At 59.4% G+C, this 22,569-nt stretch carries 16 protein-coding genes; 10 read left to right on the top strand and 6 right to left on the bottom strand.

What is annotated here, in order from left to right; genetic code table 11:
- Positions 1-33: 33 nt before the first annotated feature.
- The 4 genes from ptsP to A4R35_RS02510 all read right to left on the bottom strand — a co-directional run bounded on the left by ptsP (position 34) and on the right by A4R35_RS02510 (position 3,544).
- On the bottom strand, positions 34-1,770 hold the full coding sequence (gene ptsP / locus A4R35_RS02525; protein ID WP_112426234.1) for a phosphoenolpyruvate--protein phosphotransferase: 1,737 nt from the start codon (positions 1,768-1,770) through the stop codon (positions 34-36).
- Complete coding sequence (locus tag A4R35_RS02520) at positions 1,763-2,077, bottom strand: HPr family phosphocarrier protein (protein WP_170293225.1); 315 nt, start codon at positions 2,075-2,077, stop codon at positions 1,763-1,765. Before A4R35_RS02520 ends, ptsP begins: the two co-directional genes overlap by 8 nt.
- A gap of 51 nt (positions 2,078-2,128) precedes the next feature.
- Complete coding sequence (locus tag A4R35_RS02515; protein WP_112426230.1) at positions 2,129-2,530, bottom strand: PTS sugar transporter subunit IIA; 402 nt, start codon at positions 2,528-2,530, stop codon at positions 2,129-2,131.
- A gap of 78 nt (positions 2,531-2,608) precedes the next feature.
- Positions 2,609-3,544, bottom strand: a complete 936-nt coding sequence (locus A4R35_RS02510) for a MerR family transcriptional regulator (RefSeq protein ID WP_189361251.1) — start codon at positions 3,542-3,544, stop codon at positions 2,609-2,611.
- A gap of 584 nt (positions 3,545-4,128) precedes the next feature.
- Here A4R35_RS02510 and A4R35_RS02505 point away from each other — a divergent pair.
- The 5 genes from A4R35_RS02505 to A4R35_RS02485 all read left to right on the top strand — a co-directional run bounded on the left by A4R35_RS02505 (position 4,129) and on the right by A4R35_RS02485 (position 9,309).
- On the top strand, positions 4,129-4,605 hold the full coding sequence (locus A4R35_RS02505; protein ID WP_223258153.1) for a PTS sugar transporter subunit IIA: 477 nt from the start codon (positions 4,129-4,131) through the stop codon (positions 4,603-4,605).
- Positions 4,606-4,643: 38 nt separating this feature from the next.
- Positions 4,644-4,916 (top strand): PTS sugar transporter subunit IIB, encoded by a 273-nt coding sequence (locus A4R35_RS02500; RefSeq protein ID WP_052891458.1) that lies wholly within the window; start codon positions 4,644-4,646, stop codon positions 4,914-4,916.
- Positions 4,917-5,033: 117 nt separating this feature from the next.
- Positions 5,034-6,461 (top strand): PTS ascorbate transporter subunit IIC, encoded by a 1,428-nt coding sequence (locus tag A4R35_RS02495; protein WP_112426226.1) that lies wholly within the window; start codon positions 5,034-5,036, stop codon positions 6,459-6,461.
- A gap of 1,073 nt (positions 6,462-7,534) precedes the next feature.
- The gene (locus tag A4R35_RS02490) at positions 7,535-8,827 is read left to right on the top strand and encodes an MFS transporter (protein WP_112426224.1); all 1,293 of its coding nucleotides are present in this window, start codon (positions 7,535-7,537) and stop codon (positions 8,825-8,827) included.
- 89 nt (positions 8,828-8,916) lie between these two features.
- Positions 8,917-9,309 (top strand): MFS transporter, encoded by a 393-nt coding sequence (locus A4R35_RS02485; protein WP_112426222.1) that lies wholly within the window; start codon positions 8,917-8,919, stop codon positions 9,307-9,309.
- 231 nt (positions 9,310-9,540) lie between these two features.
- On the opposite strand, the gene A4R35_RS02480 is transcribed toward A4R35_RS02485, so the two are convergent.
- A complete protein-coding gene (locus tag A4R35_RS02480) occupies positions 9,541-10,401 on the bottom strand; it encodes an aldo/keto reductase (RefSeq protein WP_112426220.1) in 861 nt (286 codons plus the stop codon).
- 587 nt (positions 10,402-10,988) lie between these two features.
- Positions 10,989-12,011, bottom strand: a complete 1,023-nt coding sequence (locus A4R35_RS02475) for a LacI family DNA-binding transcriptional regulator (RefSeq protein WP_112426218.1) — start codon at positions 12,009-12,011, stop codon at positions 10,989-10,991.
- A 618-nt stretch (positions 12,012-12,629) separates the two neighbouring features.
- Between A4R35_RS02475 and A4R35_RS02470 the strand changes: the two genes are divergently transcribed.
- From A4R35_RS02470 to A4R35_RS02450, 5 genes are all read left to right on the top strand, one after another.
- On the top strand, positions 12,630-14,000 hold the full coding sequence (locus tag A4R35_RS02470; protein ID WP_112426216.1) for an ABC transporter substrate-binding protein: 1,371 nt from the start codon (positions 12,630-12,632) through the stop codon (positions 13,998-14,000).
- 117 nt (positions 14,001-14,117) lie between these two features.
- Entirely contained in the window at positions 14,118-15,122 is a 1,005-nt protein-coding gene (locus A4R35_RS02465) for a carbohydrate ABC transporter permease (protein ID WP_449649511.1), read from the top strand.
- A gap of 2 nt (positions 15,123-15,124) precedes the next feature.
- The gene (locus A4R35_RS02460; protein WP_112426212.1) at positions 15,125-16,135 is read left to right on the top strand and encodes a carbohydrate ABC transporter permease; all 1,011 of its coding nucleotides are present in this window, start codon (positions 15,125-15,127) and stop codon (positions 16,133-16,135) included.
- Between the two features lie 131 nt (positions 16,136-16,266).
- Complete coding sequence (locus A4R35_RS02455) at positions 16,267-19,728, top strand: malectin domain-containing carbohydrate-binding protein (protein ID WP_112426210.1); 3,462 nt, start codon at positions 16,267-16,269, stop codon at positions 19,726-19,728.
- Between the two features lie 258 nt (positions 19,729-19,986).
- Positions 19,987-22,548 carry a glycoside hydrolase family 31 protein gene (locus A4R35_RS02450; RefSeq protein ID WP_112426208.1) on the top strand — a complete coding sequence of 854 codons (2,562 nt, stop codon included), beginning with the start codon at positions 19,987-19,989 and terminating at the stop codon, positions 22,546-22,548.
- Positions 22,549-22,569 lie beyond the last annotated feature (21 nt).

Genomic DNA, 22,569 nt, shown 5'->3' with positions numbered 1-22,569 from the left:
CGCTATTTATCGCTTATCCTCTTCCTCTAATCTCTATCTTTCAAGAGAGGAAGTTTCATCTGGGGAGCACGTGTGCAGATACGAGCGGACCTCTGCAGCTGTGCGCAGGCGGAGCGCCTGCTGAGCTACCTGCTGAGCTTCCTGCAGGGTCCAGCGACGAATCGCTTGCTTGCAGCGAGGGATGGCTCTGGGCGCCATGCTCAGCTCATCGATACCCAGTCCCAGCAAGAGGGGCAATGCAAGCGGCTCGCTGGCCAGTTCGCCGCAGATCTCCACGCGACGCTGGTGACGGTGAGCAGCCTCAACAGCAAGCTGGAGCAGACGGAGGAGCGCGGGATGGAAAGGATCAGCCAGGGGGGCTGTGCCCTCGTTGGTGCGATCGGCTGCCAGAACATACTGCGTGAGATCGTTGGTGCCCAGGCTAAAGAAGTCAACGACTTCGGCCAGAGCGTCAGCCAGCAGAGCGGCAGCCGGGACTTCGATCATGATGCCAAGCTCCACTCGCTCAGCCAGCGCCTGCCCCTGCTGGCGTAGCTCCTCTTCTACTTCGTGCACGAGCCGACGCAGGGTCTCAACTTCCTCATAGCTGCTCACCATCGGAAAGAGAACACGCAGCTCCTGGCCCGCGCCTGCGCGGAGCAAGGCCCGCAGCTGGGTGCGCAGCAGTGGCCGATGCTTTAATCCCAGGCGTATACCGCGTACACCCAGAAACGGGTTGGCTTCGCGCGGAAGGGAGAGATAAGGGGCCGGCTTGTCCCCTCCGATGTCAAAGGTACGGAAGACGACAGGCGCCGGATGGACAGCTTCGATGAGGGCGCGATAGATCTCCCGCTGCTCCTCCTCGCTGGGCGCCTGCTGACGATCCAGGAAAAGGAATTCGGTGCGCAGGAGACCAATACCTTCGGCCCCAAAGGCTCGCGCAGCGGCTACCTCCTCTGGAGCCTGGATGTTGGCCCGCACTGGATAGCATCGACCATCTCTGGTACAGGCTGGCTGCTGCCTGGTTTCCGCTGCCAGCCTGGCCTGGTGCTGAAGCCATTGTGCCTGCTGCTGATAATGAACCAGGGCCTCAGCCTCTGGCTCTGCAATGACGAGGCCTTGCTCTCCATCTACGATGACTACCTGGCCGGGACGCAAAACTTCCAGGTTGTCCCCCAAACCAACCACCGCTGGCACTCCCAAGGCTCTGGCCAGAATGGCCACATGGGAGGTCGGTCCGCCCTGGGCCGTGCAGAAAGCCAGCACGCGCTCTCGCGGGCAACGCACGATCGCTGAAGGGGTTAGCTCACGCGCGACGATGACCACCGGCTCGCTCAGCTGAAGGCTCTCTTCGGCCTGCCCCGTCAGATGACGGAGCACGCGCTGGGCCACATCCTCTAGATCGAGGACCCGGGCTTGCAAATACTCATTCTGGACCGTTTGCAGTTGTTGAATATAGTGCTGAAATGCTGCTTGCCAGGCAGAGGCAGCGCCCTGTTGATGACGGATGCGCTCCTGCACCTGCTGCAGTAACTCGGGATCTTGTAAAAACAGCTCGTGAGCAGAGAAGATAGCCGCCTCTTTGGGGCCAACAGCTCTGCCGGCCTCCTCGGCCAGGAGTCGGATTTCCTGGCGGGCCGCAGCCAGGGCCGCTTCGAGACGGGCCAGCTCTGTCGCCTCATCCTGGCCCCCCTCCTCTTCGACTTTGATCAGCGACGGCTCATAGCGGTAGACAGGGCCGAGAGCAATCCCGGGGGAGGCCGCTATGCCACGGATTCGCTTCTCACTCATTGCTTACTTGCTCCTGCTGCTCAGCCTCCTCGGCTTCGCCGAAATTGCTGGCGATGAGCCGGGCAATGGTCTCTACGGCCTCCTGTTCGTCGGCCCCCTCGGCAGCGATGCGCAGCCGATCATGGCGCTGGATGCCGATCGACAAGACCGTCAGTGGGCTTTTGGCATTGACCGGCTTGCTACCTTGCGTCAGGTTTTCAATGGTGATTGTCGACGAGAAGGCCGCTGCTGTTTTCGCCAGCAGCGTGGCTGGACGGGCATGCAGGCCGTCACGATAGGCAACAACTACTTCTGTTGATGCAGCCAAACCTATCCCCTTTCCTGCTCAGCTGGACTGATCCGAGGCCGTTGGAGGCCACTATCCACGATCAGCCAGGCGCTGGGTAAGATTAATCACGCCTTCTTTCGCAGCCTGAATGGCGATAGGCGTGAGATCGCGCAAGCTCATATATTCTCGTTGCACAAGAATTTCCAGTAGCATGGGAAGATTGACGCCGCAGATGACTTGCGTCCCTTGCAGCGCCAATTGCAGGGAGGCGCTGGCCGGATTGCCTCCCAGGATATCGATGAGGATGAGCACCTCGCCATCGCACATCACCTTGTGAACCGCGGCTTCGACCTCCCGTTTGAGCTGTTCTAGAGAGCCACCAGCGGGCATGCCAATGGCCACGAAGTGCTCCTGGGGGCCAGCGATCATCTCCACCGCATCCTTTAATCCGGCGGCTAACGAGCCATGTGAAACAAGGACGACACCGATCACGCAGCCATTCCTCTCTTCTCAAGGCTGCCCAGAGGCACAGCCCATGAAGAAGCCTCAGCAATCACATGAACACCTGCCTCACGCTTTGAGAGAGGCCACAGGTGGGCAGCTCCGGCCTGCCCCCTTCTCTCCGCTCTCTGTCCCTGCCGGACGTCTGCCGCTATGGAAGAAGAGCCGACTGGTTCCTCCCTCTTTGCGCTCGACCGGGAGCTGAACCTCGGTCAGACAGTCCTCCGGCTCATCTCCGTATTGCAGGAGCAGATGACGGTAGGGACCAGCGACAGCATAGCCATGTGCCTCAATCCAGGTAGCCAGCGACTGGTAGACCTCGCTCAGGCCATAAGGGTCTCCCCGGTACAGCAGGGTGGCGGCAGTGACCGCCGGCAGCTCGCGAATGGTGATGTGGCCGCCGCTGCGCTCGACAATATTGCCGAGCGAGGAGCCTTCGACCGGGATGGCCACCTCCACAATGCTTCCCTCGCCTTCTCCGCCGTTGGCATCCAGCGTCAATAGCAGGATATGCTCGCCCGGCTTCACTCCGCTGTCCTTTAGAAACTGCAACATCTGCCTGGCAAAGCGCAGTTGGAGCGCGACACCGGGAGCGGTGGTACGGCTGACGGCCACCAGCTGCGGCTTGAGACGCTTCAGTACGACCTCGTAACTGATCTGCTGGCCATCGAGCACAAGCTGTTTGAGACGGGCCTCGATACGCGCCTGCCGCTCTTGCTCGATGAGAATCTGCTGCTGAACCTCTGCGAGCCGCTGCTGGAGCACGGCGCGCAGCTGCTCAGGGGTCACCTGCTCGTCCAGCAACTGGACGATCTGAGCAAGTTCAAAACCCATCTCCTTGAGATCGAGGATGCGATGAAGGCGCGTGAGCTGTTCAACGGCGTAGTAGCGGTATCCCGTGAGGGTATCAACCTGCACCGGCTTAAGCAATCCGATCTCGTCGTAGTAGCGCAGGGTCCGCATAGAGACCTGCCCGAGCCTGGCAAAATCGCTGATCTTGAGCACCAGCTTGCTCCCCTCCTTCCTCGTCTCTGAGGAGGCGCGTTGACCTGGCATCCATAGAGAGCTCAGGCGCTTCTCCTCCCTCTAGGATAAACATTGCCGCGACGTGAAAGTCAAGGTAAGGGTAGAGCCAGTGGCAGAGCAGCCGGAGCCGACGCAGCTCTGCCACTGGCGCCGGCTCTCCTCTCCGCTGCGCCGACGGCTGACTCCGGGCCAGTAGTGGCGATCCGAAGAAGAGGAAAGAACCAGGCAACCGCTTGACTTTCACACGACGGCAAAGTTTATCCTAGTAGCAAGCAGGCTCTTCCGTCCTACCCGGGTCCAGTTCAGGGGAGGGCAGAGCGGCAGCGGCTTCGCTGAGTCAGGACGGCGTCGGCCAGGCCTCAGCTCTACAAGGCGCCCACCTGGTACCTGGCGCGTCAGTCAGGTCCGACGGCGCGGCGAGAGATCTCTGCTGCTCAGGGCCGATCGAGGCCGGATAGACGGAAGAGCCAGCGCAGAACAAGAGTAGGCGAGTGAGACGAGAGCCGCGGCGATCAGCGCAGCGCGTCGCCTTGCCCGCCCTCCCGACTCTGGAGAGATCCGCTGTGGCTTCATCAGACGCGCCATTTCAGCTCAAAGATTTGCTGACGCCCGCCACCATTCGCCTGCATGTCGCCGCCAGCGATCCGGGGCAGGTCATCCACGAGGCTGGTCAATTGTTGCTGGTCAGCGGAGCTATCGAGGAGCGCTACATCGAGGCCATGCAGCAGGCCCTGCAGACCTACGGCCCCTATATGGTGATTGTGCCTGGCGTGGCGCTCTTACATGCGCGCCCGAGCGATGGCGTGAAACGTCCCTGCATGAGTCTGCTGACGCTGGAGCCTCCCGTGTCCTTTGGCAACGAGGACAATGATCCGGTGAAGATCGCCATTGCCTTCGGCGCGGTTGACCGTCAGAAACACCTGGAGGCACTCACCATGCTGACCCAACTCTTGGCGAATGAGCAGGCGCTCTCAGCGATTCAGGCCAGTACCTCCGCCGAGGAAGTGATGCACATCATTGCGGCTGCGTCGCCCGCTTAGTGAGCGAAGGCGCCTGAGCTGATCAGGGGGAATGCACTGTGAAGATCTTAGCTGTCTGTGGCATGGGATTTGGCAGCAGCCTGGTTCTGCGCATGACCATCGAGGACGTTCTCAAGGCTGCCGGTCTCAAGGCCCAGGTTGTCGTCAGCGATATCGGGACTGCGCGCTCGGAGCAGGCTGACATTATTGTCACTTCCGCCGAATTTGCGCGCCTGTTAGCCGATAGAGGCATCCCTATCGTCGTCATCAAGAACTATGTCGATCGAAAGGAGATGAAAGAGAAGCTGCTGCCCTTGGTGAAAGGCAGCTGATGCTGAGGCTCAACTCAGCGCGAGCAGGTGTCTTCAGCGAACAAGCACTGTTGTGGCCTGGAGAGAGACCTCCAGGCTCACTCGTTAGCTAGCCAGCCAGAAGAAGGATGGTGAACGATGAACATTGTGCTTGCGATCGTTCAGTTCATTGTCTCGGAGATTTTGAGCAAGCCACCGCTGCTGGTGGGATTGATTGCCCTGCTGGGTTTACTGGTGCTACGGCGCCCCGTAAGCGAATTGATTGCAGGAACGCTCAAGACCATCGTGGGCTTTTTGATTCTGACAGGCGGAGCCACTATTTTGATTGGAGCGCTGGCGCCGCTGGGAACGATGGTGCAGGCAGGCTTCCACCTGCAGGGTGTGGTACCAACCAACGAGGCAATTGTCAGTCTGGCCCAAAAGGCCTTCGGCGCACCAACGGCGCTCATCATGGCGTTCGGTTTTCTGGTCAACCTGATTTTAGCGCGCCTGACCCCGGTGAAGTTTGTCTTTCTGACCGGTCATCATCTCTTCTACATGGCCACGGTGCTGGCCGTGGTTCTGGGTAGCGCGGGCATCACGGGCGTCCATCAGGTCATACTGGGCGCGCTGATGCTGGGAACAATTGGGACGGTGATGCCGGCCCTGGTCCATCCCTTTACGCGCAAGGTGACACGCGATGCCGGCTTCGCCTTGGGTCACTTCAATACGTTCGGTTATATTACGTCGGGACTGGTGGGCAAGCTGGTGCGCCGCCTGGGGGCCCCGCGGGCCAGCGCCGAGGATCTGGCTGTGCCAGAGGGGCTCTCTTTCCTCCGCGACTCGCTGGTGATGACCACGCTGACAATGGTGATTATTTATCTGGTCCTGGCCATTATTGCTGGACCAGCGGCGCTGGCGCAGGCTGCGGGTGGCGGGAACTATATCATGTATGCCTTGACCCAGGCTCTGACCTTCGGGGCGGGCGTGGCCATTATCCTGGTCGGTGTGCGCATGATCCTGGCGGAGATTGTGCCCGCCTTCCGCGGAATTGCGGAGAAAGTGGTACCCAACGCTCTGCCCGCCCTGGATTGCCCGACGACTTTCCCCTTTGCGCCTAACGCGGTCTTGATTGGCTTCATCATGAGCTTGCTGGGTGGTATCGTAGGTCTGTTTTTGATGGGACCGCTGGGCCTGGCCCTGATTATTCCCGGTATGGTGCCCCACTTCTTCGATGGCGGCACCTCTGGCGTCTACGGCAATTCCACCGGCGGCTGGTTGGGAGCCGCCGTCGGCGCCTTCATCAATGGTCTGCTGATTACGCTCCTGCCAGCCTTGCTACTGGCCTTCATGGGATCGTTCGGCCTGGCCAACACGACCTTCGGGGATACCGACTTCTGCCTGGCGGGCATCATTACGGGGCTGGGAGCCAAGGCGGGCTTCTTCGGCTCCTATGCCGTGGTGGTGGTGCTGACCATTGTGCTGCTGGCCCTGGCCTCGTTCGTGACGCTGCGCATTACGCCGCGCAGTGGACCACAGGAGGAGACGCCTGAAACGGCGCAGGCAACCGCCGAGACGACCGCCTGAGAACGTCTCTCTCCAGAGAGAGGGGGCTTGTCTGTCTGCTCTGCTCCTGACAGGGCACAGACAGGCCCTCTTTGCTGGCTGGAGACGCTGCAGCTCAGGACGCAGCTGAGCCACTCACCTACCCTCGCAACCCAGTTCAATGTGGAATGCTCCTCTCTCGGGCCTCTGCTGCCGGGGACCTCGCAGGAAAGCGGCTGAGGCACCTGGCTCTTCGTGCTACTGGCCTGGAGCTGCGTCAGCAGCATCCTGCTGGCACACGCCCTGGAACCACTCGTTCTGGCACAGGCCCATCGGCTTTCCCCTGCCTCGAGTATAGGCCGCCCGCAGCAGCAAGCCCTCATCCTCACGAGGGAAACGCCCCTCACTAGACGGGCAGATAAGCCCTTGCCAGCGGTCACTATCCTCACCCACTCCTGATGATTACTATAAGAAAACGGCAAATAGCTGAGTCCGCTGTGGCCAGCTGGCTGGAGCCAAGGGATACGAACAATCGCCACCTCGTAGCACCAGATAAGATAAGATAAGATGTTACAGCCATCCCAGCCCTATCTCGCAGCCTCCAGGACGCAAGCATCACTGGCACAGGATACAGTACAGTACAGACAAAAATTGCTATGAGTACAGAAGCAAGTTGAACGCAATATTTGCAGATGAGGTCTATGTATCTCTCCAAAAAGATTGCTTGTATCGGGCTGTACAAACCCTTGTATCTTCCCGAATATTCAGGTATACTCTGAACAGCTCTAAAACAGTTTGAGAGTGTCACGGAAATGGAGGAAGGTGTTTCCCCTCGCGAGAGAGAATACCTTTGCTGATGCAAGCGCATCGAGGTGCAGTGAGAGTTCTCCCAGAGTAGTTCACAAGGATATCAAGTCTCTTTGTAAACGAGATCGCCTAGTGGAAAGCATCTCCACTCCTGAAGTCACCCAGCTGCTGCTATCTATGCAGTGAAGGGTAGGCCATCATGTCATGAAAAAAGCGATCAACTAGGTGCCAGAGTGGGCTACCATTGATTCAGCCTTCCGCCCAGGGCTACAGCAGCAGAGTATAACAGCATTTGGAGGTAATGCAATATGCTCTCCCTTTTTCGCCAACGCAATTTCATGCTCTTATGGTTTGGACAGCTTATCTCTGTCTCGGGCGACTGGCTGCTGACCATAGCCATTCCTTTTTCTATTTATCAACTGACAGGCTCTGTTTTACAAACAGGTGCGAGCTTTATGCTTGAACTCCTGCCACGCATAGCCCTGGGATCCTTCGCGGGCGTTTTTGTGGATCGCTGGGATCGACGTTGGACGATGATCGTAGCAGATTTAACACGAGCAGCCATTCTTTGCATACTTTTACTTGTTCACAGTAGCAACCTAGTCTGGATCATTTATATAGTGATATTAATCCATTCAGTTATTTCTCAACTTTTTACACCTGCGATGAACGCGCTTCTCCCTTCGCTGGTTGCAGATAAAGATCTCGTTACTGCAAACTCAGCCATGTCCCTAAATGATGCCCTGACTCGCCTTATTGGACCTTTTATCGGCGGAATACTTCTCACCTGGTTAGGCTTTGCATCTCTCATCATACTAGATAGCGCAACTTATATATGCTCTGCCCTCTTTCTCTTACTGATGGTATTGCCTCGCTCCGTCAAGCAAAACTCATCTGAAGCACATTCAATCCAGGTCAAAATAGCCAGTATTATGCAAGAATGGGTCGATGGGCTGAGAGTGGTTGGACGCGAAACATTGCTAAAAGGGATATTCTTTACGATAAGTTTATTAATGTTCGCTCAAGGGGCGGTGACAGCCCTGATGGTTGTCTTCGTCGAAAGGCAGATGCACCAGGGAGCCGTTACCTACGGTTGGCTCATTACAGCTCAGGGTGTTGGTACCTTTGTTGGAGCCATTATTGTAAGTATTCTCAGTAAATATGTACGTCCCGGCTATATCATTACTACATCCCTCTGGATTATTGGAGGCTGCATCGTGCTCGCCGCTCACTATCCGTTCCTGCTATCGGTTTTCCTGCTTCTTTTCCTGGCTGGGATATTCGCTGCTGGCTTTGTGGTAATGATACAATCACTCCTCCAAAACTACGTTATTGACAGTTACCGAGGGCGGGTCCTTGCGCTCTTTGAGACACTTATTGCAGTAACAATGTTAGGAGGCATGTTCCTCGCGAGTTTACTAGGTGATGCTCTTGGAGTGGTGTCATTCTTTACTTTCGCTGGCATCCTCACGATGGGTGCTGGCCTGGTTGCCCTGCTCATGTTACGCAGAGCGACCCTGCATCCCCAGAACCGACCAGCCACAGAAACAGATGAACAATACTTTCAGTCTGTCGATAAGTCAAATCTTGCGAACACCTGATTAACCGTACCCAGGTATTTGATCACGAGTTCTCCCATGTAGTACCTCTCAAGGACAGCCTCAACTTCACCGCCACATAGGTCAGTCTTGTGTTGACAGTGCTTGGGACGGTAGACATCCTGGTTCAGGGGTTGCTGGTCGGCGTGAGCTACCTTCTGCTCAGCGCCCTTCCCTGGCTGGCAACCCCGGGACTGGCGCTTCTTGGCATTACACTCTTTGCCAGCGCGGGGAGCTGCGTAGAAAATGCGCTGCGGGGCCTGACCTCTGGAATAGCAGGGCAACAGAACCAGGGGCGTGTCAGTGGGGCGATGCAGTCCCACCAATCTCTGGGCTGGGTGGCCGGACCGCTGATCGGTGGCTACCTCTACACAGTCTGGGGACACTGGCAGGTATACACCTTTGCCTCGCTCATAACGCTCCTGGCGATCGCCTGTATGCAGCGCGCGCTCCCACTTCTGCGGGGGAGCACAGGTCAGGGATAAGAGCGCCCTTGCGGTGAAAGGAGACGGGAAGGGGCAAAGAGCGTCACCTCTTCGGTGACCAGCACAAGGACTGGGCGATGAGGCCGCTGGAGACGCTCCGGGCCGAGAGGCAGCCCAGCGTCCGTTCTGTTCCGAGGCCATTGCCTCCCTGCCTCCCGCCTCTCACACCATCCCTCTCCGTCTCTGTGCTGCTCCCGCAGATTAATGGTCTCCAGCAGCCTTGATCAGCTATTACTCAACGTCAAAGGTATCAGGATCAGGGCCAAGACGCACGCCCGTATCGAGGGCCGAAATGGCGGCCACCTCTTCCTGACTCAATTCGAAATCAAAGATCAGACGGTTCTCCCTGATGCGCTCGGCATGCACCGACTTAGGAATGGCCACCAGTCCAAGCTGCATATGCCAGCGCAGGACAATCTGCGCCGGGGTCTTGCCATACTTGTCGGCCAGTTGCCTGAGCAGCGGCGTGCTGAGCAGGGTGTCCTTGCTACGCTGTCCGCCCAGAGGGAACCAGGATTCAACTTGAATGCCGTGCGCCCTGGCATAATTCCGTGTTTCCTCTTGGGTGAAAGTGGGGTGAAGTTCGATCTGAAGCACAGCCGGGACCACTTCGCTCTCTGGCAGCAGGCGCTCAAGATGGGCCGGCTTGAAGTTGCTGACGCCGATCGCTCGCACCTTCCCATCCTTGTAGGCGCGCTCCAGTCCTTTCCAGGTCTGGAGCGTCAGGCCCTTCATGGGCAACGGCCAATGGATCAAATAGAGATCCAGATAATCAAGACCCAGCCTCTTGAGGCTGGTCTCCAGGCCCTTAATGGCCTGATCATAGCCGTGATCCGAGTTCCAGAGCTTGCTGGTGATAAACAACTCTTCACGCGGCAGCCCGCTCTGCCGAATCGCTTCGCCCACCTCTTCTTCGTTGCGGTAAGCGGCTGCAGTATCGATGAGGCGGTAGCCGTTTTCAAAGGCAGCCAGCACGCTGCTAATTGTCTGCTCCTTCGGCGTCAAGAAGACTCCGAGACCAAGCTGCGGCATACGCACGCCATTGTTCAAGGTAACCCAGGGAATATCGGTATGCACCTGATGATCTGGCATCTTTCCCTCTTATCCTTCTCAATTGTTATAACTGTGCTAGCAGAAGGACGGGAAGCGGTAGCGCAGAGAGCACCATCTGCCTTTACTACAGAGGAAGACTTTCCCACGCGGAACCCTCTCCCATCCCCGTCAAGTTTCGCCGGAGAGACGGCCTGACTAAGGCGAACAGCAGCAGGCCGGACTGCTCCCGATCCCCCATCACCTGGCACGAGCTGCGCAGAAGGGGGACCTTCCATAGAGAGAGTATATCCAGTCAGCAGCAGCCAGCGTTAGGAGAATCCTCGCCAGAAATTGGCGGATTCTCCACACAATTCGCTGCTGTCCTCGCCAAAGCTGGCCTGTGCTCTTTCCACAGCGGCTGCTTAGTGTCCACCGACAGCGACAAGGCAGGCAAGACATAAAGGTAAAGTCGAAGAAGCAGCGAAAGGAGATAGCGATTGGAAAAGCCGCCTTTACTGGAAGGGCTATGCGGAAGAGCTTTTCTGGATCGGAGAAGGACCAGGGCAGGGTAAAGAAAGCAGAAGAGGAAAGAGCGCCCTGGGGCAGCCCTGCCTGGGCCCAGGCAGGGGAGAGGCTACCCTGCGAGTCTAGCTATTTCCCCTGCCCAGTGGACCCTGACGTGGTGGCCCACACGACTCTCGAATGACCAGCGAGGTCGCCAGCTCCACGTGATGCGTCTCCAGCGTCTGACCGGCAATCAGGCGCAGCAACATCTCCGCCGCCATGCGTCCCATCTCCTCCAAAGGCTGGCGGATCGTCGTCAGCGGCGGCGCCATATGGGTGGAGTAGGTTACATCATCGAAGCCGATGACGCTCATCTCCTCGGGAATACGAATATGACGCCGGTAGAGCGCCTGATAGACGCCAGCCGCCTGGGCGTCGTTCCCCGCGAAAATGGCGGTCGGCGGGTCCGGCAGGTCAAGGAGAGCTTCCGTCTGCCGAATGCCGTCACCCAGCAAATAGCTTCCCTCACAGATCAAGGCCGGATCAACGGCGATTCCCGCCTGTTCCAGAGCCTCGCGATAGCCCGCCAGGCGCGCCCGTGAGGTTGTCAGATGCAGCGGACCGGTGATAATGCCGATGCGCCGATGGCCCAGCGAGAGCAGATACTCCGTAGCAGTATAGCCACCAAGCCAGATCGTCGAGCCGATCGTCGGGAAGGCCGTCGTCGGCTCGTTGCGATCGCCAATGGCCACGAAAGGAATCCCCTGCTCCAAGAGCGTATCGGCGATCCCGACCCGCTCATAGGGAAGCAAGAGGAGCACACCATCGCTCGACTGATCGAGGATGCGCCGCAGCCAGAGCCGCTCTGTCGTCTCATCTTCGTTGGTCGCAAAGACCACGAGACGGTAGCCACTCTGCTCCAGCACCTCTTGTACGCCCTGCATAATGCCGAGATCGTACCCACCCTCCAGACGCATCAGCACCAGGTCGATCAGGCCACTGCGGCCTTTGCGCAAGTGGCGCGCGGCATGGTTCTGGACATAGTCACTTTGCTCGATCAAACGCTGAATGCGTGCACGCGTCTTCTCACCAACGCCAGGTCGCTGGTTCAGGACCTTGGAGACGGTGGTGGTTGAGACACCAGCGCGCCTGGCGATCTCTACCATAGTTAAGCGCTTCGGTCGTTTTGGTTCCAGTGTCAGCCCCTCCCCTGTTCCACTAGGGTAAACGATAACTCAAATAGGTTATTTCAATGGTACCATGCCCTGCCCAAGGTGTCAACGCACGACCAGGGAGAGGCCAGGAGCCAGCGAGGCCCGCACGCAGCTACCAAACGCCCACGAGGTGAGAGAAAACGAGTACTCAACTTCCCCTTGACAATCCGCTGTTTCTATGCTACCTTCTACCTCAGAAGGCAGAGTAAACGTTAACCTTACGTTGCCTCGGCTCACCCCAGCTCGTCAGCGCTTGACGGGAGCCAGCGCCTGCCAACGTTTGCCAGCGACAGATACGCTTAAGGAGGTCACTCAGCTATGGCGCTCTTTGCTTCTCCCCCACCAAGACCAACACGCTCATCCTGAGCCACCCTCACCTAGATCGCTTGCCTCGCTTCCGCTTCTGCCCGCCGTCTCCTGACCAGATCAGCGTGGCCGAGCGCAGCAGGCCCTCTTTTCCCTCTGGCTCAGCCGGGCCTATGCGCCTGCTATGGGCAGGATGTATCTGATTAGGACATCCGTATGGCAGGTCATAGAGGCATCATGTCTATTTGACAAGGAGGTTATCCTATGAGCACGCAAGGACCAGGGTCCCCTCTGAATCGCCGCCGCTTCTTGCAGCGCTCGCTGGCGCTGGGGGCCGGCGTCGCGGGCCTGGAGCTGCTCGCGGCCTGTGGCGGCACCAGCAGCAGCTCGGCCACCGTCACCGCTACTGTCAATACGCTTCCCCCATCCACCAATCCTGGAGCCGTCTACGTCTTCAACCAGGTGGTCAAAGACTTCGAGCAGGCCTATCCCCACGAGCACATCGTCGGCAAGAACGATCCTTATGACCCTACGACCTACTTCGCGAAACTGGCCGCCAACCAGCTTGAAGACGGCGTCCAGAGCTATTTTACTGAGCCTCCCCTGCTGATCTCCCGCCATGCTGTGGCCGATATCACCAGCCTGGCCAAAAGCTGGCCCTCGTTCAAGGACTATATCCCGAGCATCGCCTCGATTGTGACCCGCGGCGATCGCGTCTATGGGATTCCGGTGAATGGCTATGTGCTTGGCATCTTCTATAACCGCAAGCTTTTCAGCGGGGCTGGCCTCGACCCCGATAAGCCGCCCACTACCTGGGAGGAGTTCCGCGGCTATGCCAGGCAGCTTACCAGTTCGAAGGTGGCAGGCTTTGCTGAAACCAGCACGGCCAACCAGGGCGGCTGGCACTTCACCAACTGGATGTATACCGCTGGCGGCGATCTGGAGTCCTCCGATGGCACGAAGGCCGTCTTCAACAGCTCCCAGGGGGTCAGCGTGCTGAATTTTCTGAAGGCCATGCGCTTTACCGATCGCTCGATGACGCAGCAGCAGCTGCTGACCCAGGCCGATACGCTGCAGCTGCTAGCGACAGGCAAGGTGGCAATGGTGGTAATGGCTCCAGACCAGCTCAATGCCCTCCAGGCCCAATATCAGGCTAATTTGAAGGATTTCGGGATTGGCCCGATGCCTCAGAATGGGGGGAACGCCGCGCTGACCGGTGGCAATCTTTGGGTCTTCAATCCGAAGTCGGCCCCCGAGGTGATCAAGGCGGCCTTTGACTATGTGATCTATTCGAACTTCAATCTGGAGGTTGTCGAGCGCAGTCTGGCCCAGCAGGCCGCCGCCGGCCAGGCCGTGGGGGCTCCAACAGCGGTGCTGTTTCAGGGAGCTTTCCAGCAGCAACTCTCGGCGCTCTACCGCAAGTATGCGACGGTGCCTCTGGAAAACTATACCGCCTTCATGAATGCGCAGCTGCAGCTTCGCCCGGAGCCGCGCAATCAGACGCAGAAAATGTATGCCACCCTCGACCCGGTCATGCAGGCGATTCTGACCGACCCAAAGGCCGATCCAGAAGCGCTGCTGAACCAGGCTGCCCATCAGTTCCAGCAGATTCTCGATCAGTCGTCTTCGTCTTAGAGAGGCTTGCCCGCTATGTTTCTGCGCCGTGGGCCTGCGCAGCGCTCAGCAGTTCAGTCCATCCGGCAAGGCACTCGCGCCACTGCGTGGGCACGGCGCACTGAAGGAGGCCCCATGTTGCTTTCTTCGTCGTCACCATCGCCGCTGTCGCCCCCCCGCGAGTCGGCGCCGACCTTGATGTCAGGTGCAGGGCTGCTGGCTGCCCGCGGGGAGCGTGCTCACCGTCGCCAGGGTCCGCTCACTCGACGACTCTGGGCGCTCTGGCGCCAGGTCCAGGGCTATCTCTTTCTCTTGCCAGCGCTCCTGATCTTTGCGCTCTTTGTCTGGTATCCGGTGCTGCTGGGTTTCGTGATGAGCTTCCAGAGCGTCGACCTGATCAATCCCGCGACCTGGGTCGGCTGGACCAATTACCGCCATGTTCTGGCAGATCCTCTGTTTGCCATCGCCTGGCGGAATACGCTGGCGTTTACCGGCTATGCCTTGCTCTTCGGTTATGTGGTGCCATTGGTGCTGGCCCTGGCGATCAATGAGATGCGCCACGGCAAGAGCTACTTCCGCCTGGCTTTCTATTTGCCGGTCATGCTGCCGCCGATCGTGACGGTCTTTCTGTGGCGCTGGATGTACGATCCCGACGCGGGTCTGCTGAACGCACTGCTGAGCCTGGTCCATCTGCCAGGCCGACTCTGGCTGGAAGATCCTCAGACGGCTCTGCCCGCCCTGGTGGTGGTGGCTACCTGGAGCGCCGCCGGGTCAACGATGCTCGTTTATCTGGCCGCCCTTCAGGGAGTGCCAGCCTCTCTCTACGAGGCGGCAGAGATCGATGGGGCCGGCTTCTGGCGTCGCCTCTGGCATGTAACCTTGCCCTGCATTCGCCCTATCATGCTGCTGATGCTGGTGCTGCAGATTATTGCGACGATGCAGGTCTTTATCGAGCCGTTTACCATCACCGGCGGCGGCCCGCAGCATGCCACATTGAGCGTTCTGTTGCTGATCTATACCTATGCTTTCCAGAATGCAGACTTCGGTGAGGCCAGCGCTCTGAGTGTGATGCTGTTCCTGGTACTGGCCGCCTTTGCTCTGGTGTATATGCGGATGACCAGTCGCCTGCTGCAAGGAGATTGACTATGGAGATGGATCGGTTTGAAATCCAGCGCCAGCAGGGTGAGCCGCCGCCGGTCGCCACCGGCGGACAGCGTTGGCTAGCCTGGCGCCTGCGCTTGAGCGGTCGCCGTCCTTCTAGGGACCTGGCAACCAGTAGCGAGCGGTCCCTGATCTCTCCTTTGATGCTCCGTCGCCCTCTGGTGCGCGCCCTCTACTGGGGGATCTTCTCGCTGCTGCTGTTGGCAACCGTGACGACCTTCGGCCCGCTCTATTGGATGGTGAGCGGGGCACTGAAGTCGAACGTGGAGATCTTTCAGACGCCTCCCACGTTCTGGCCCACTCACCCCCAGTGGAGCAATTATAGCAATGCCTGGCAGATTCTGCAGCTTCCCCTCTATATGTGGAATTCGCTGCTTCTGGCTGCCGGGGCCGTGGTGCTGCAGCTGCTGGTCTCGGCAACGGCAGCGTATGCGCTTTCGAAACTACGCCTGCGAGGTAAGCATGCGATTCAGTTCGCTTTCTTCGCGACGCTGATGGTGCCTTCGGTCGTTTATCTGATCCCTCAGTTCGTCAATATTAGCGATCTGCCTCTGATCCATGTGTCGCTGATCAATAACTGGGCTGGTGTCTGGCTGCCGGAGGCGGCCAACGCCTTCAATATTCTGGTCCTGAAGAGCTTCTTCGATACCATCCCCGGCGAGTTGATCGACGCCGCTCGCCTGGATGGGGCCAGTAGCTGGCAGGTCTTTATACGCATCGTGCTGCCGCTCTCGCGCCCAGCCCTGGCTGTGATTACGATCTTCACGGTGATCGCTTCCTGGAAAGATTTCCTCTGGCCGCTGCTGGTGCTGTCCAACAGCAATCTACAGCCACTGCTGGTCGCTCTCTACCATGAGTCGGGCCTCAATGCCAATCTGCCGTTCAGCTATTTGATGGCCGGCCTGGTCTTCGCCAGTATTCCGCCTATATTGCTGTTCTTACTCTTCCAGCGCCAGATTATTCGCGGTGTCAATCTGACCGGCCTCAAGGGCTAGGATGGCCAAACAGGTTCAGGGAGGTCAGGAGCGTTCTTTCTGGGTGGTCTGGCCGCCTCGGGTGGGCCGGGCCAGCCCCAACGCTCTCGCTCTCTGGCAAGACATGGAGTTGTCATGAAAGGAGGTATCTGATGCAGGATGCTAAACGGCGAGCGATCGCCTTGCTCCGCTGCAGTGGAAATCGTCGGGCGGTCCTGCTCCTCACAACGCTGGTGTTGGTGCTGAGTAGCCTGGGGATCGCGCTGCTGCTGCCACGCCTGACGCGCACGGCCTGGGCCAGTAGTGCAGCGGTAAGCGGTGGCTCCGGCGCCACGCTCCCTTATGTGGAGATGGAGGCTCACCAGGCAACCACCAATGGGAGCATTCTCGGCCCCGATTTTACGCTCGGGAGCCTGGCCTCCGATGCCGTGGATCGCCAGGCAGTCCTGTTGACCAGTGGTCAGTATGTGCAGTTCACGTTGACGCAGCCCGCCAATGCTCTGAATCTGCGCTACAGTATCCCGGACTCCGCCAGCGGGGGCGGAATCTCGGCGACACTGAGTATCTACATCAATGGGGTGAAGCAGTCTCAGGAGTTGCAGCTGACGTCGAAGTATAGCTGGCTCTACGGGCAGCCGAATTTCTCGAACTGCAACGCCAATGACTGGAGCGATACGCCTGGCGGCACAGCGCATCACCAGTTCGATGAGGTACATGTCCTGCTGCCGCAGATGAGCGCCGGTACGACGGTGAAGTTGCAGGTTGATCCCGACAATACAGCGCCCTGGTACGCCATTGATGTGGCCGATTTCGAGCAGGTACCGGCCCCGCTGACCCAGCCCGCCGGCTCAATCTCGGTGACCGATCCCCCATATAATGCCGATCCTACGGGCAAGGTGGATGCCACGAGCGCCATTCAGCAGGCTGTCAATGATGCCTCGGCCCAGGGTAAGACGGTCTGGCTGCCCAGCGGTACCTATCTGGTGACCAGCCATATCCTGGTCGACAATGTGACGATGACTGGGGCTGGCCCCTGGTACACGGTCTTGACTGGCGCCCCCGTTGGGAGCAACGGCACGGGCGTCGGTGTCTACGGCTACGACGCTTACGACGGACGTACCAGCTCCAATGTGACTCTGTCAAATTTCGCCATCGAGGGGCAGATCACGAACCGCATCGACTGCCTCCAGGATAACGGTATCGGTGGCTCCCTGAACAATTCAACGATCTCGAACATCTGGATCGAACACACCAAGGTGGGGATGTGGTTCGATGGCCCCTTCAGCGGCCTGAAGATCACCGGCTGCCGCATCGATAGCGTGCTGGCCGATGGCATCAATTTCCATCGCAACGTGACCAACTCCAGTGTGACGCAGACCATCGTACGTGGCACCGGCGATGATGGTCTGGCGATGTGGTCAGCGACCGATAATGTGCCGGCGACCGGCGACAGCAACAATACGTTCGATCACGATACGGTGCAGTCGCCGTACCTGGCCAACGGGATTGCGATCTACGGCGGCAATGGCAACAGTGTGACCAACGATCTGGTGACCGGCTCGCAGTATCGCGGGGGCGGCATCATGATCGATTATGAGGACTTTGGCAATGCCACCGCGCCTTTCGCCGGGACAACGACGGTGAGCAATGATACGATCCGGCAGACGGCGGGTATCGGCGACCAGGGCATTCAGCAGTTTGGGGCTTTGATGTTCTGGGCCGACAGCGGCGCGATGAATGCGACGTTTACAGTCTCGAATGTGGAGATCGATAACAGCCAGTATATGGCGATCTCGTTTGATGGCGGCAACCCCATCAGTACGGTCAATATGAATGGGGTGAACATCAGCGGCGCTGAGTTCGCCTTTTCGAACAAGGTGAGCCAGGTGACCGGCTCGGCGAGCAATGTGACCGCCAGCGGGCTGACGGTGGCCAGCATCCAGAGCTGCGAGAGCAGCGGGTCCTGGAACATCACCCTGGGCAGCGGTAACTCCGGCTGGAGTCCTAGCTCGCAGGTCTGTGGCTTCCCAACCGGTACGCCAACCCCGACGCCTTCGCCAACGGCTCCATTGCCGACACCAACACCTTCGCCGACCCCAACGCCACAGCCGGCACCGACGGGGACGCTGGTCCTGGCGATCAATGCCGGTGGCAGTGCGACTGGCAATTTCGTGGCCGACACCGACTACGATCAGGGCAACCAGTACAGCGATACCTCGACGGCCATCAACACCAGTCGCGTGGCCGAATCTATCCCGCAGGCGGTCTGGCAGTCCTGTCGCTGGAATAGCTCCTTTACGTACACGATCGGGGGCCTGCGCGCAGGCAACAGCTACACGGTGGCGCTCGATTGGGCGGAATTGACCTGGACGGCTGCGGGCCAGCGCCTCTTCAATGTGGCGATCAATGGGACGACGGTGCTGAGCCGCTTCGATGTCTACGCTACGGCAGGCTATAAGACTGCCCTGCAGAAGCAGTTTACGGTAGCGGCCAATAGCAGCGGCCAGATTGTGATCGCCTTTACACAGGGCGGAGCCGATAATCCCTTTATCAGCGGCATTGAGATCTGGCAGCCGTCGGGCGGCACGGCGACGCCGACCCCGACAGTGACAGCGACGCCAACGAGCACGCCCACCCCGACACCGACCCCAACGCCTGCACCGTCGGGGACGCTGGTCCTGGCGATCAATGCCGGCGGCGGTGCGGCTGGCAATTTTGTGGCCGATACGGACTACAATCAGGGGAACCAGTATAGCGATACCTCGACGGCCATTACTACCAGCGGGGTGAGCAATCCCGCCCCACAGGCGGTCTGGCAGTCCTGCCGCTGGAACAGCTCCTTTACGTATACCATTCCCGGCCTGACGGCGGGGACGGTCTATGTGGTGAAGCTGGATTGGGCCGAGTTGACTTTCCAGGCTGCCGGTCAGCGCGTCTTCAATGTGACGATCAACGGGAGTCCGGCCCTGATTAACTTTGACGTCTACGCCACAGCTGGCTACAAGACTGCCGTACAGCGACAGTTCAATGTGGCGGCCAATAGTAGTGGCCAGATTGTCATTGCTTTTACTCAGGGGACAGCCAAGGCTGACAATCCGTTCATCAGCGGTATTGAGATCTGGAAGCCGGCCAGCACGCCGACACCACCACCGGCAGGAACGCTGATCACCGCGATCAACGCTGGTGGTTCGACGGCAGGCAATTTTGTGGCCGATACGGGCTACAACCAGGGGAATCAGTATAGCGATACCGCGACGGCGATCAATACCAGCGGGGTGAGCAATCCCGCCCCACAGGCGGTCTGGCAGTCCTGCCGCTGGAATAGCTCCTTCACTTACACCATCACTGGACTGTTCGCCGGGGCACGCTATACGGTGAAGCTGGATTGGGCCGAGCTGACTTTCCAGGCTTCAGGAAAGCGCGTCTTCAATGTGGCGATCAACGGCCAGACGGTGCTGAGCAATTTCGATGTCTACGCCACCGCAGGCTACAAGACTGCCCTGCAGAAGCAGTTTACGGTTCAGGCTAACAGCAGCGGCCAGATCGTGATCTCCTTTACTCAGGGAAGCGCCGATAATCCCTTCATCAACGGCATCGAGGTCTATCAGGCTTGATCTGCCTGGCCAGGATGCTGTATCGCTCTCCTTCACAGGTGAGTGGATAGATAGGCAGACGAGCAAGGACGCTGGTTGCTGGATAGGTAAGACCCCGCTCGGAGCGCGGAGCACTCGCTCCGCCTCCGGAGGGGTCAGGTTTTCACAGGCCGGCCCGGCCCAGTTCAACAGCGCTTCTTTGCCCGTTTTTCAGCGAACCGCTGATCAGCGGTCAGCTTATAAAAACAAGCAACTAGAGTGGAAAGGAACCAAGATTTCATGGAGAGGGCACAGCCAGTAGCCACCAATGCTCACCCCGCTGTCACCTTACCGGACGGCTATCAGGCCCTGGGTCAAGCCCAGGTCTGCGAGCGAGACGCCACCAGGATCTGCCTACGCAGCGGACCAGCCAGCGTTGAGGTGACGGCCCTAGCGCCGGACCTCTTCCGCGTTGGCCTCTTTCTGGATGGCCGTCCCCGCCGCTACGAGTCGCCGGCAGTGGTGGCACAAGCCTGGCAGCCTGAGTCTGTCACTCTCACAGAGCCGGCAGTGGGGCAGCTGAGCATGGCCACCACGTTCGCGACGGCGCACCTCTCTCTTGATCCCTTGCGTCTCAGTTTCTCCGATCCGAGCGGGCGGGTCTTCGCCGCCGATGATCCCGAGCTGGGCATGGGCTGGTTTGAGCAGCCCGCAGAGGAGGCCCTGCTACCGCTGGCCAACGTGGCCGGAACTCTCGGTTTGCCACTGCGCGTCTATAAGCAACACCCGCCCGAGGCGCACTACTTTGGCTGCGGTGAGCGCTTCGGCGGTTTGGATAAGACGGGGACTCACCAGATCTTTTGGAACACCGATCCGCAACCCGGGCACAGCGTTTTCCACAATAACTTGTATGTCTCTATCCCTTTTACGCTGGTGCTGGCCGATGGTCTGGCCTGGGGACTATTCGTAGATAATGCGGGGCGCGTGGTCTTCGATCTGGCTCATGAGCATCCAGCTCGCTCCTGGTTCGGAACCAGCACCGGTGACCTGATCTATTATGTGTTTTGCGGCCCGACCCCACAGGCCGTGCTGGAGCGCTATACCGAGCTGACTGGGCGCACTCCTCTGCCACCGCTCTGGTCGCTCGGCAACGGACAGAGCCGCTTCAGCTATGCTTCCGCCGAGGAGCTGCGCGAGGTGGCGACCACCTTCCGCGCGCGCGATATTCCGTGCGACATGCTCTATCTGGATATCGATGCGCTCGATGGCTACCGCGTCTTTACGTGGGATCAGGAGCGCTTTCCCGATCCCGCTGGCCTCTTCTCCGAGCTGCGCGCCCAAGGCTTCCATGTGGTGAGCATTGTTGATGCGGGCATCAAGGTCGATGAGCACTACGCGGTCTATGTAGACGGCAAGCGGCGCGATCTTTATTGCAAGACTCCCGACTATCAGGATTATCAAAATGCGGTCTGGCCGGGCCTTTGCGTCTTTCCCGATGTGACCAACCCGGCGGCGCGCGCCTGGTGGGGCGAGCAGCATCGCTCACTGCTCGATGCTGGGGTAGCCGGCATTTGGACCGATATGAATGAGCCAGCTGTCTTTATCCCGGTACATGGGACGCTGCCCCCTGAGACGATCCACCCCGGTGGCGGGACTCCACGTCTGCATGTTGAGATTCACAATGCCTATGGCTCGTTATTGGTCCAGGCGACGCGCGAGGGTCTGGAGCGCCTGCGCCCGGATAAGCGCCCGTTTGTGATCTCGCGCGCCGGCTACGCTGGCATTCAGCGCCATGCCTTGCTTTGGACCGGCGATAATGCGTCAACGTGGGAGGATCTGGCGCAGAGTGTGCCACAGTTGCTCAATCTGGGTCTCTCCGGTGTGAGCTGGTGCGGCAGCGATATCGGTGGCTTCTACGGCGATTGTAGCGGCGAGCTGCTGGCTCGCTGGACAGAGTTCGGCATTTTCCAGGCTTTCTGCCGCAACCACTCGGAGAAGCAGACGCGCCGTCAAGAGCCGTGGGTCTTTGGCGAGCCGTACGAGTCGGTCTGTCGCGCCATGCTCAAGCTACGGCAGCGCCTGCTCCCCTACCTGTATACGCTGTTCGAGGAGTGCCATCGCACTGGTGCGCCAGTGCTGCGCCCGCTCTTCTGGATGGCGCCGGCAGATCCCGCCGCCTGGGCTTACGATGACGAGGCGCTCTGCGGCCCAGCGCTGCTCGTAGCGCCTGTCTCGCGCCCGGGTGTCAGTCACCGTCATGTCTATCTGCCCGCCGGCACCTGGTTCCACTTCTGGAGCGGCCAGCGCTTGAGCGGTCCGGCCCATGTGGTAGCCTATGCCCCGCTCGGGCAGCCGGCGCTCTACGTGCGGGCCAATACGGCGGTGCCACTCTGGCCCGAGATGAACTATGTGGGAGAGCGAGCGCCAGATCCACTGACACTGCTGCTTTACCCAGCCGAAGGGAGCGGCGAGAGCAGTCTCTACGAGGACGCCGGCGATGGCTATGGCTACTTGCAGGGGGAATACGCTCGCCGGCGCATCATTTGCGAGGTCGAGGGCGATGAGATTCGCGTGTTCCTCAGCGCCCGCGAGGGCAGCTTTGTGCCACAGCGCCAGCGCATCGTGTTGGAGCTGCGTGCCCTTGAGCGCGCTCCCCGGAGTGTCGAGCAACGCACCGGAGACGGTGACTCTGCCGGTCCGGTCGAGTGGTCCTATGAGCAGGAGCAGGGCCGCCTGCTGGTGACGTTGCGGGAGCAGGTTGAGGCGCAGGAGCTGAGCATCCGCCTGGCGGCAACAGCCACCGAGGGAGGGCCTGGCTCCTGGCTGGAGGAGACGGACGAGGAGCCTGCCGACCGGCTTTGAGCGGTAGGCAAGCTGTTGACC

The organism is Thermogemmatispora tikiterensis, from assembly GCF_003268475.1.
In the GTDB taxonomy this organism is placed as follows: domain Bacteria; phylum Chloroflexota; class Ktedonobacteria; order Ktedonobacterales; family Ktedonobacteraceae; genus Thermogemmatispora; species Thermogemmatispora tikiterensis.
Note: the sequence above shows the minus strand (reverse complement) of the source record. Positions and strands in the feature narration are given on the sequence as shown.

Bases quoted from the DNA above. Each gene is read 5' to 3' on its own strand.
- A4R35_RS02490 (WP_112426224.1), top strand. From the start codon at position 7,535: ATGCTCTCCCTTTTTCGCCAACGCAATTTCATGCTCTTATGGTTTGGA.
- A4R35_RS02475 (WP_112426218.1), bottom strand. From the start codon at position 12,011: ATGGTAGAGATCGCCAGGCGCGCTGGTGTCTCAACCACCACCGTCTCC.
- ptsP (WP_112426234.1), bottom strand. From the start codon at position 1,770: ATGAGTGAGAAGCGAATCCGTGGCATAGCGGCCTCCCCCGGGATTGCT.
- A4R35_RS02450 (WP_112426208.1), top strand. From the start codon at position 19,987: ATGGAGAGGGCACAGCCAGTAGCCACCAATGCTCACCCCGCTGTCACC.
- A4R35_RS02480 (WP_112426220.1), bottom strand. From the start codon at position 10,401: ATGCCAGATCATCAGGTGCATACCGATATTCCCTGGGTTACCTTGAAC.
- A4R35_RS02470 (WP_112426216.1), top strand. From the start codon at position 12,630: ATGAGCACGCAAGGACCAGGGTCCCCTCTGAATCGCCGCCGCTTCTTG.
- A4R35_RS02455 (WP_112426210.1), top strand. From the start codon at position 16,267: ATGCAGGATGCTAAACGGCGAGCGATCGCCTTGCTCCGCTGCAGTGGA.
- A4R35_RS02495 (WP_112426226.1), top strand. From the start codon at position 5,034: ATGAACATTGTGCTTGCGATCGTTCAGTTCATTGTCTCGGAGATTTTG.
- A4R35_RS02460 (WP_112426212.1), top strand. From the start codon at position 15,125: ATGGAGATGGATCGGTTTGAAATCCAGCGCCAGCAGGGTGAGCCGCCG.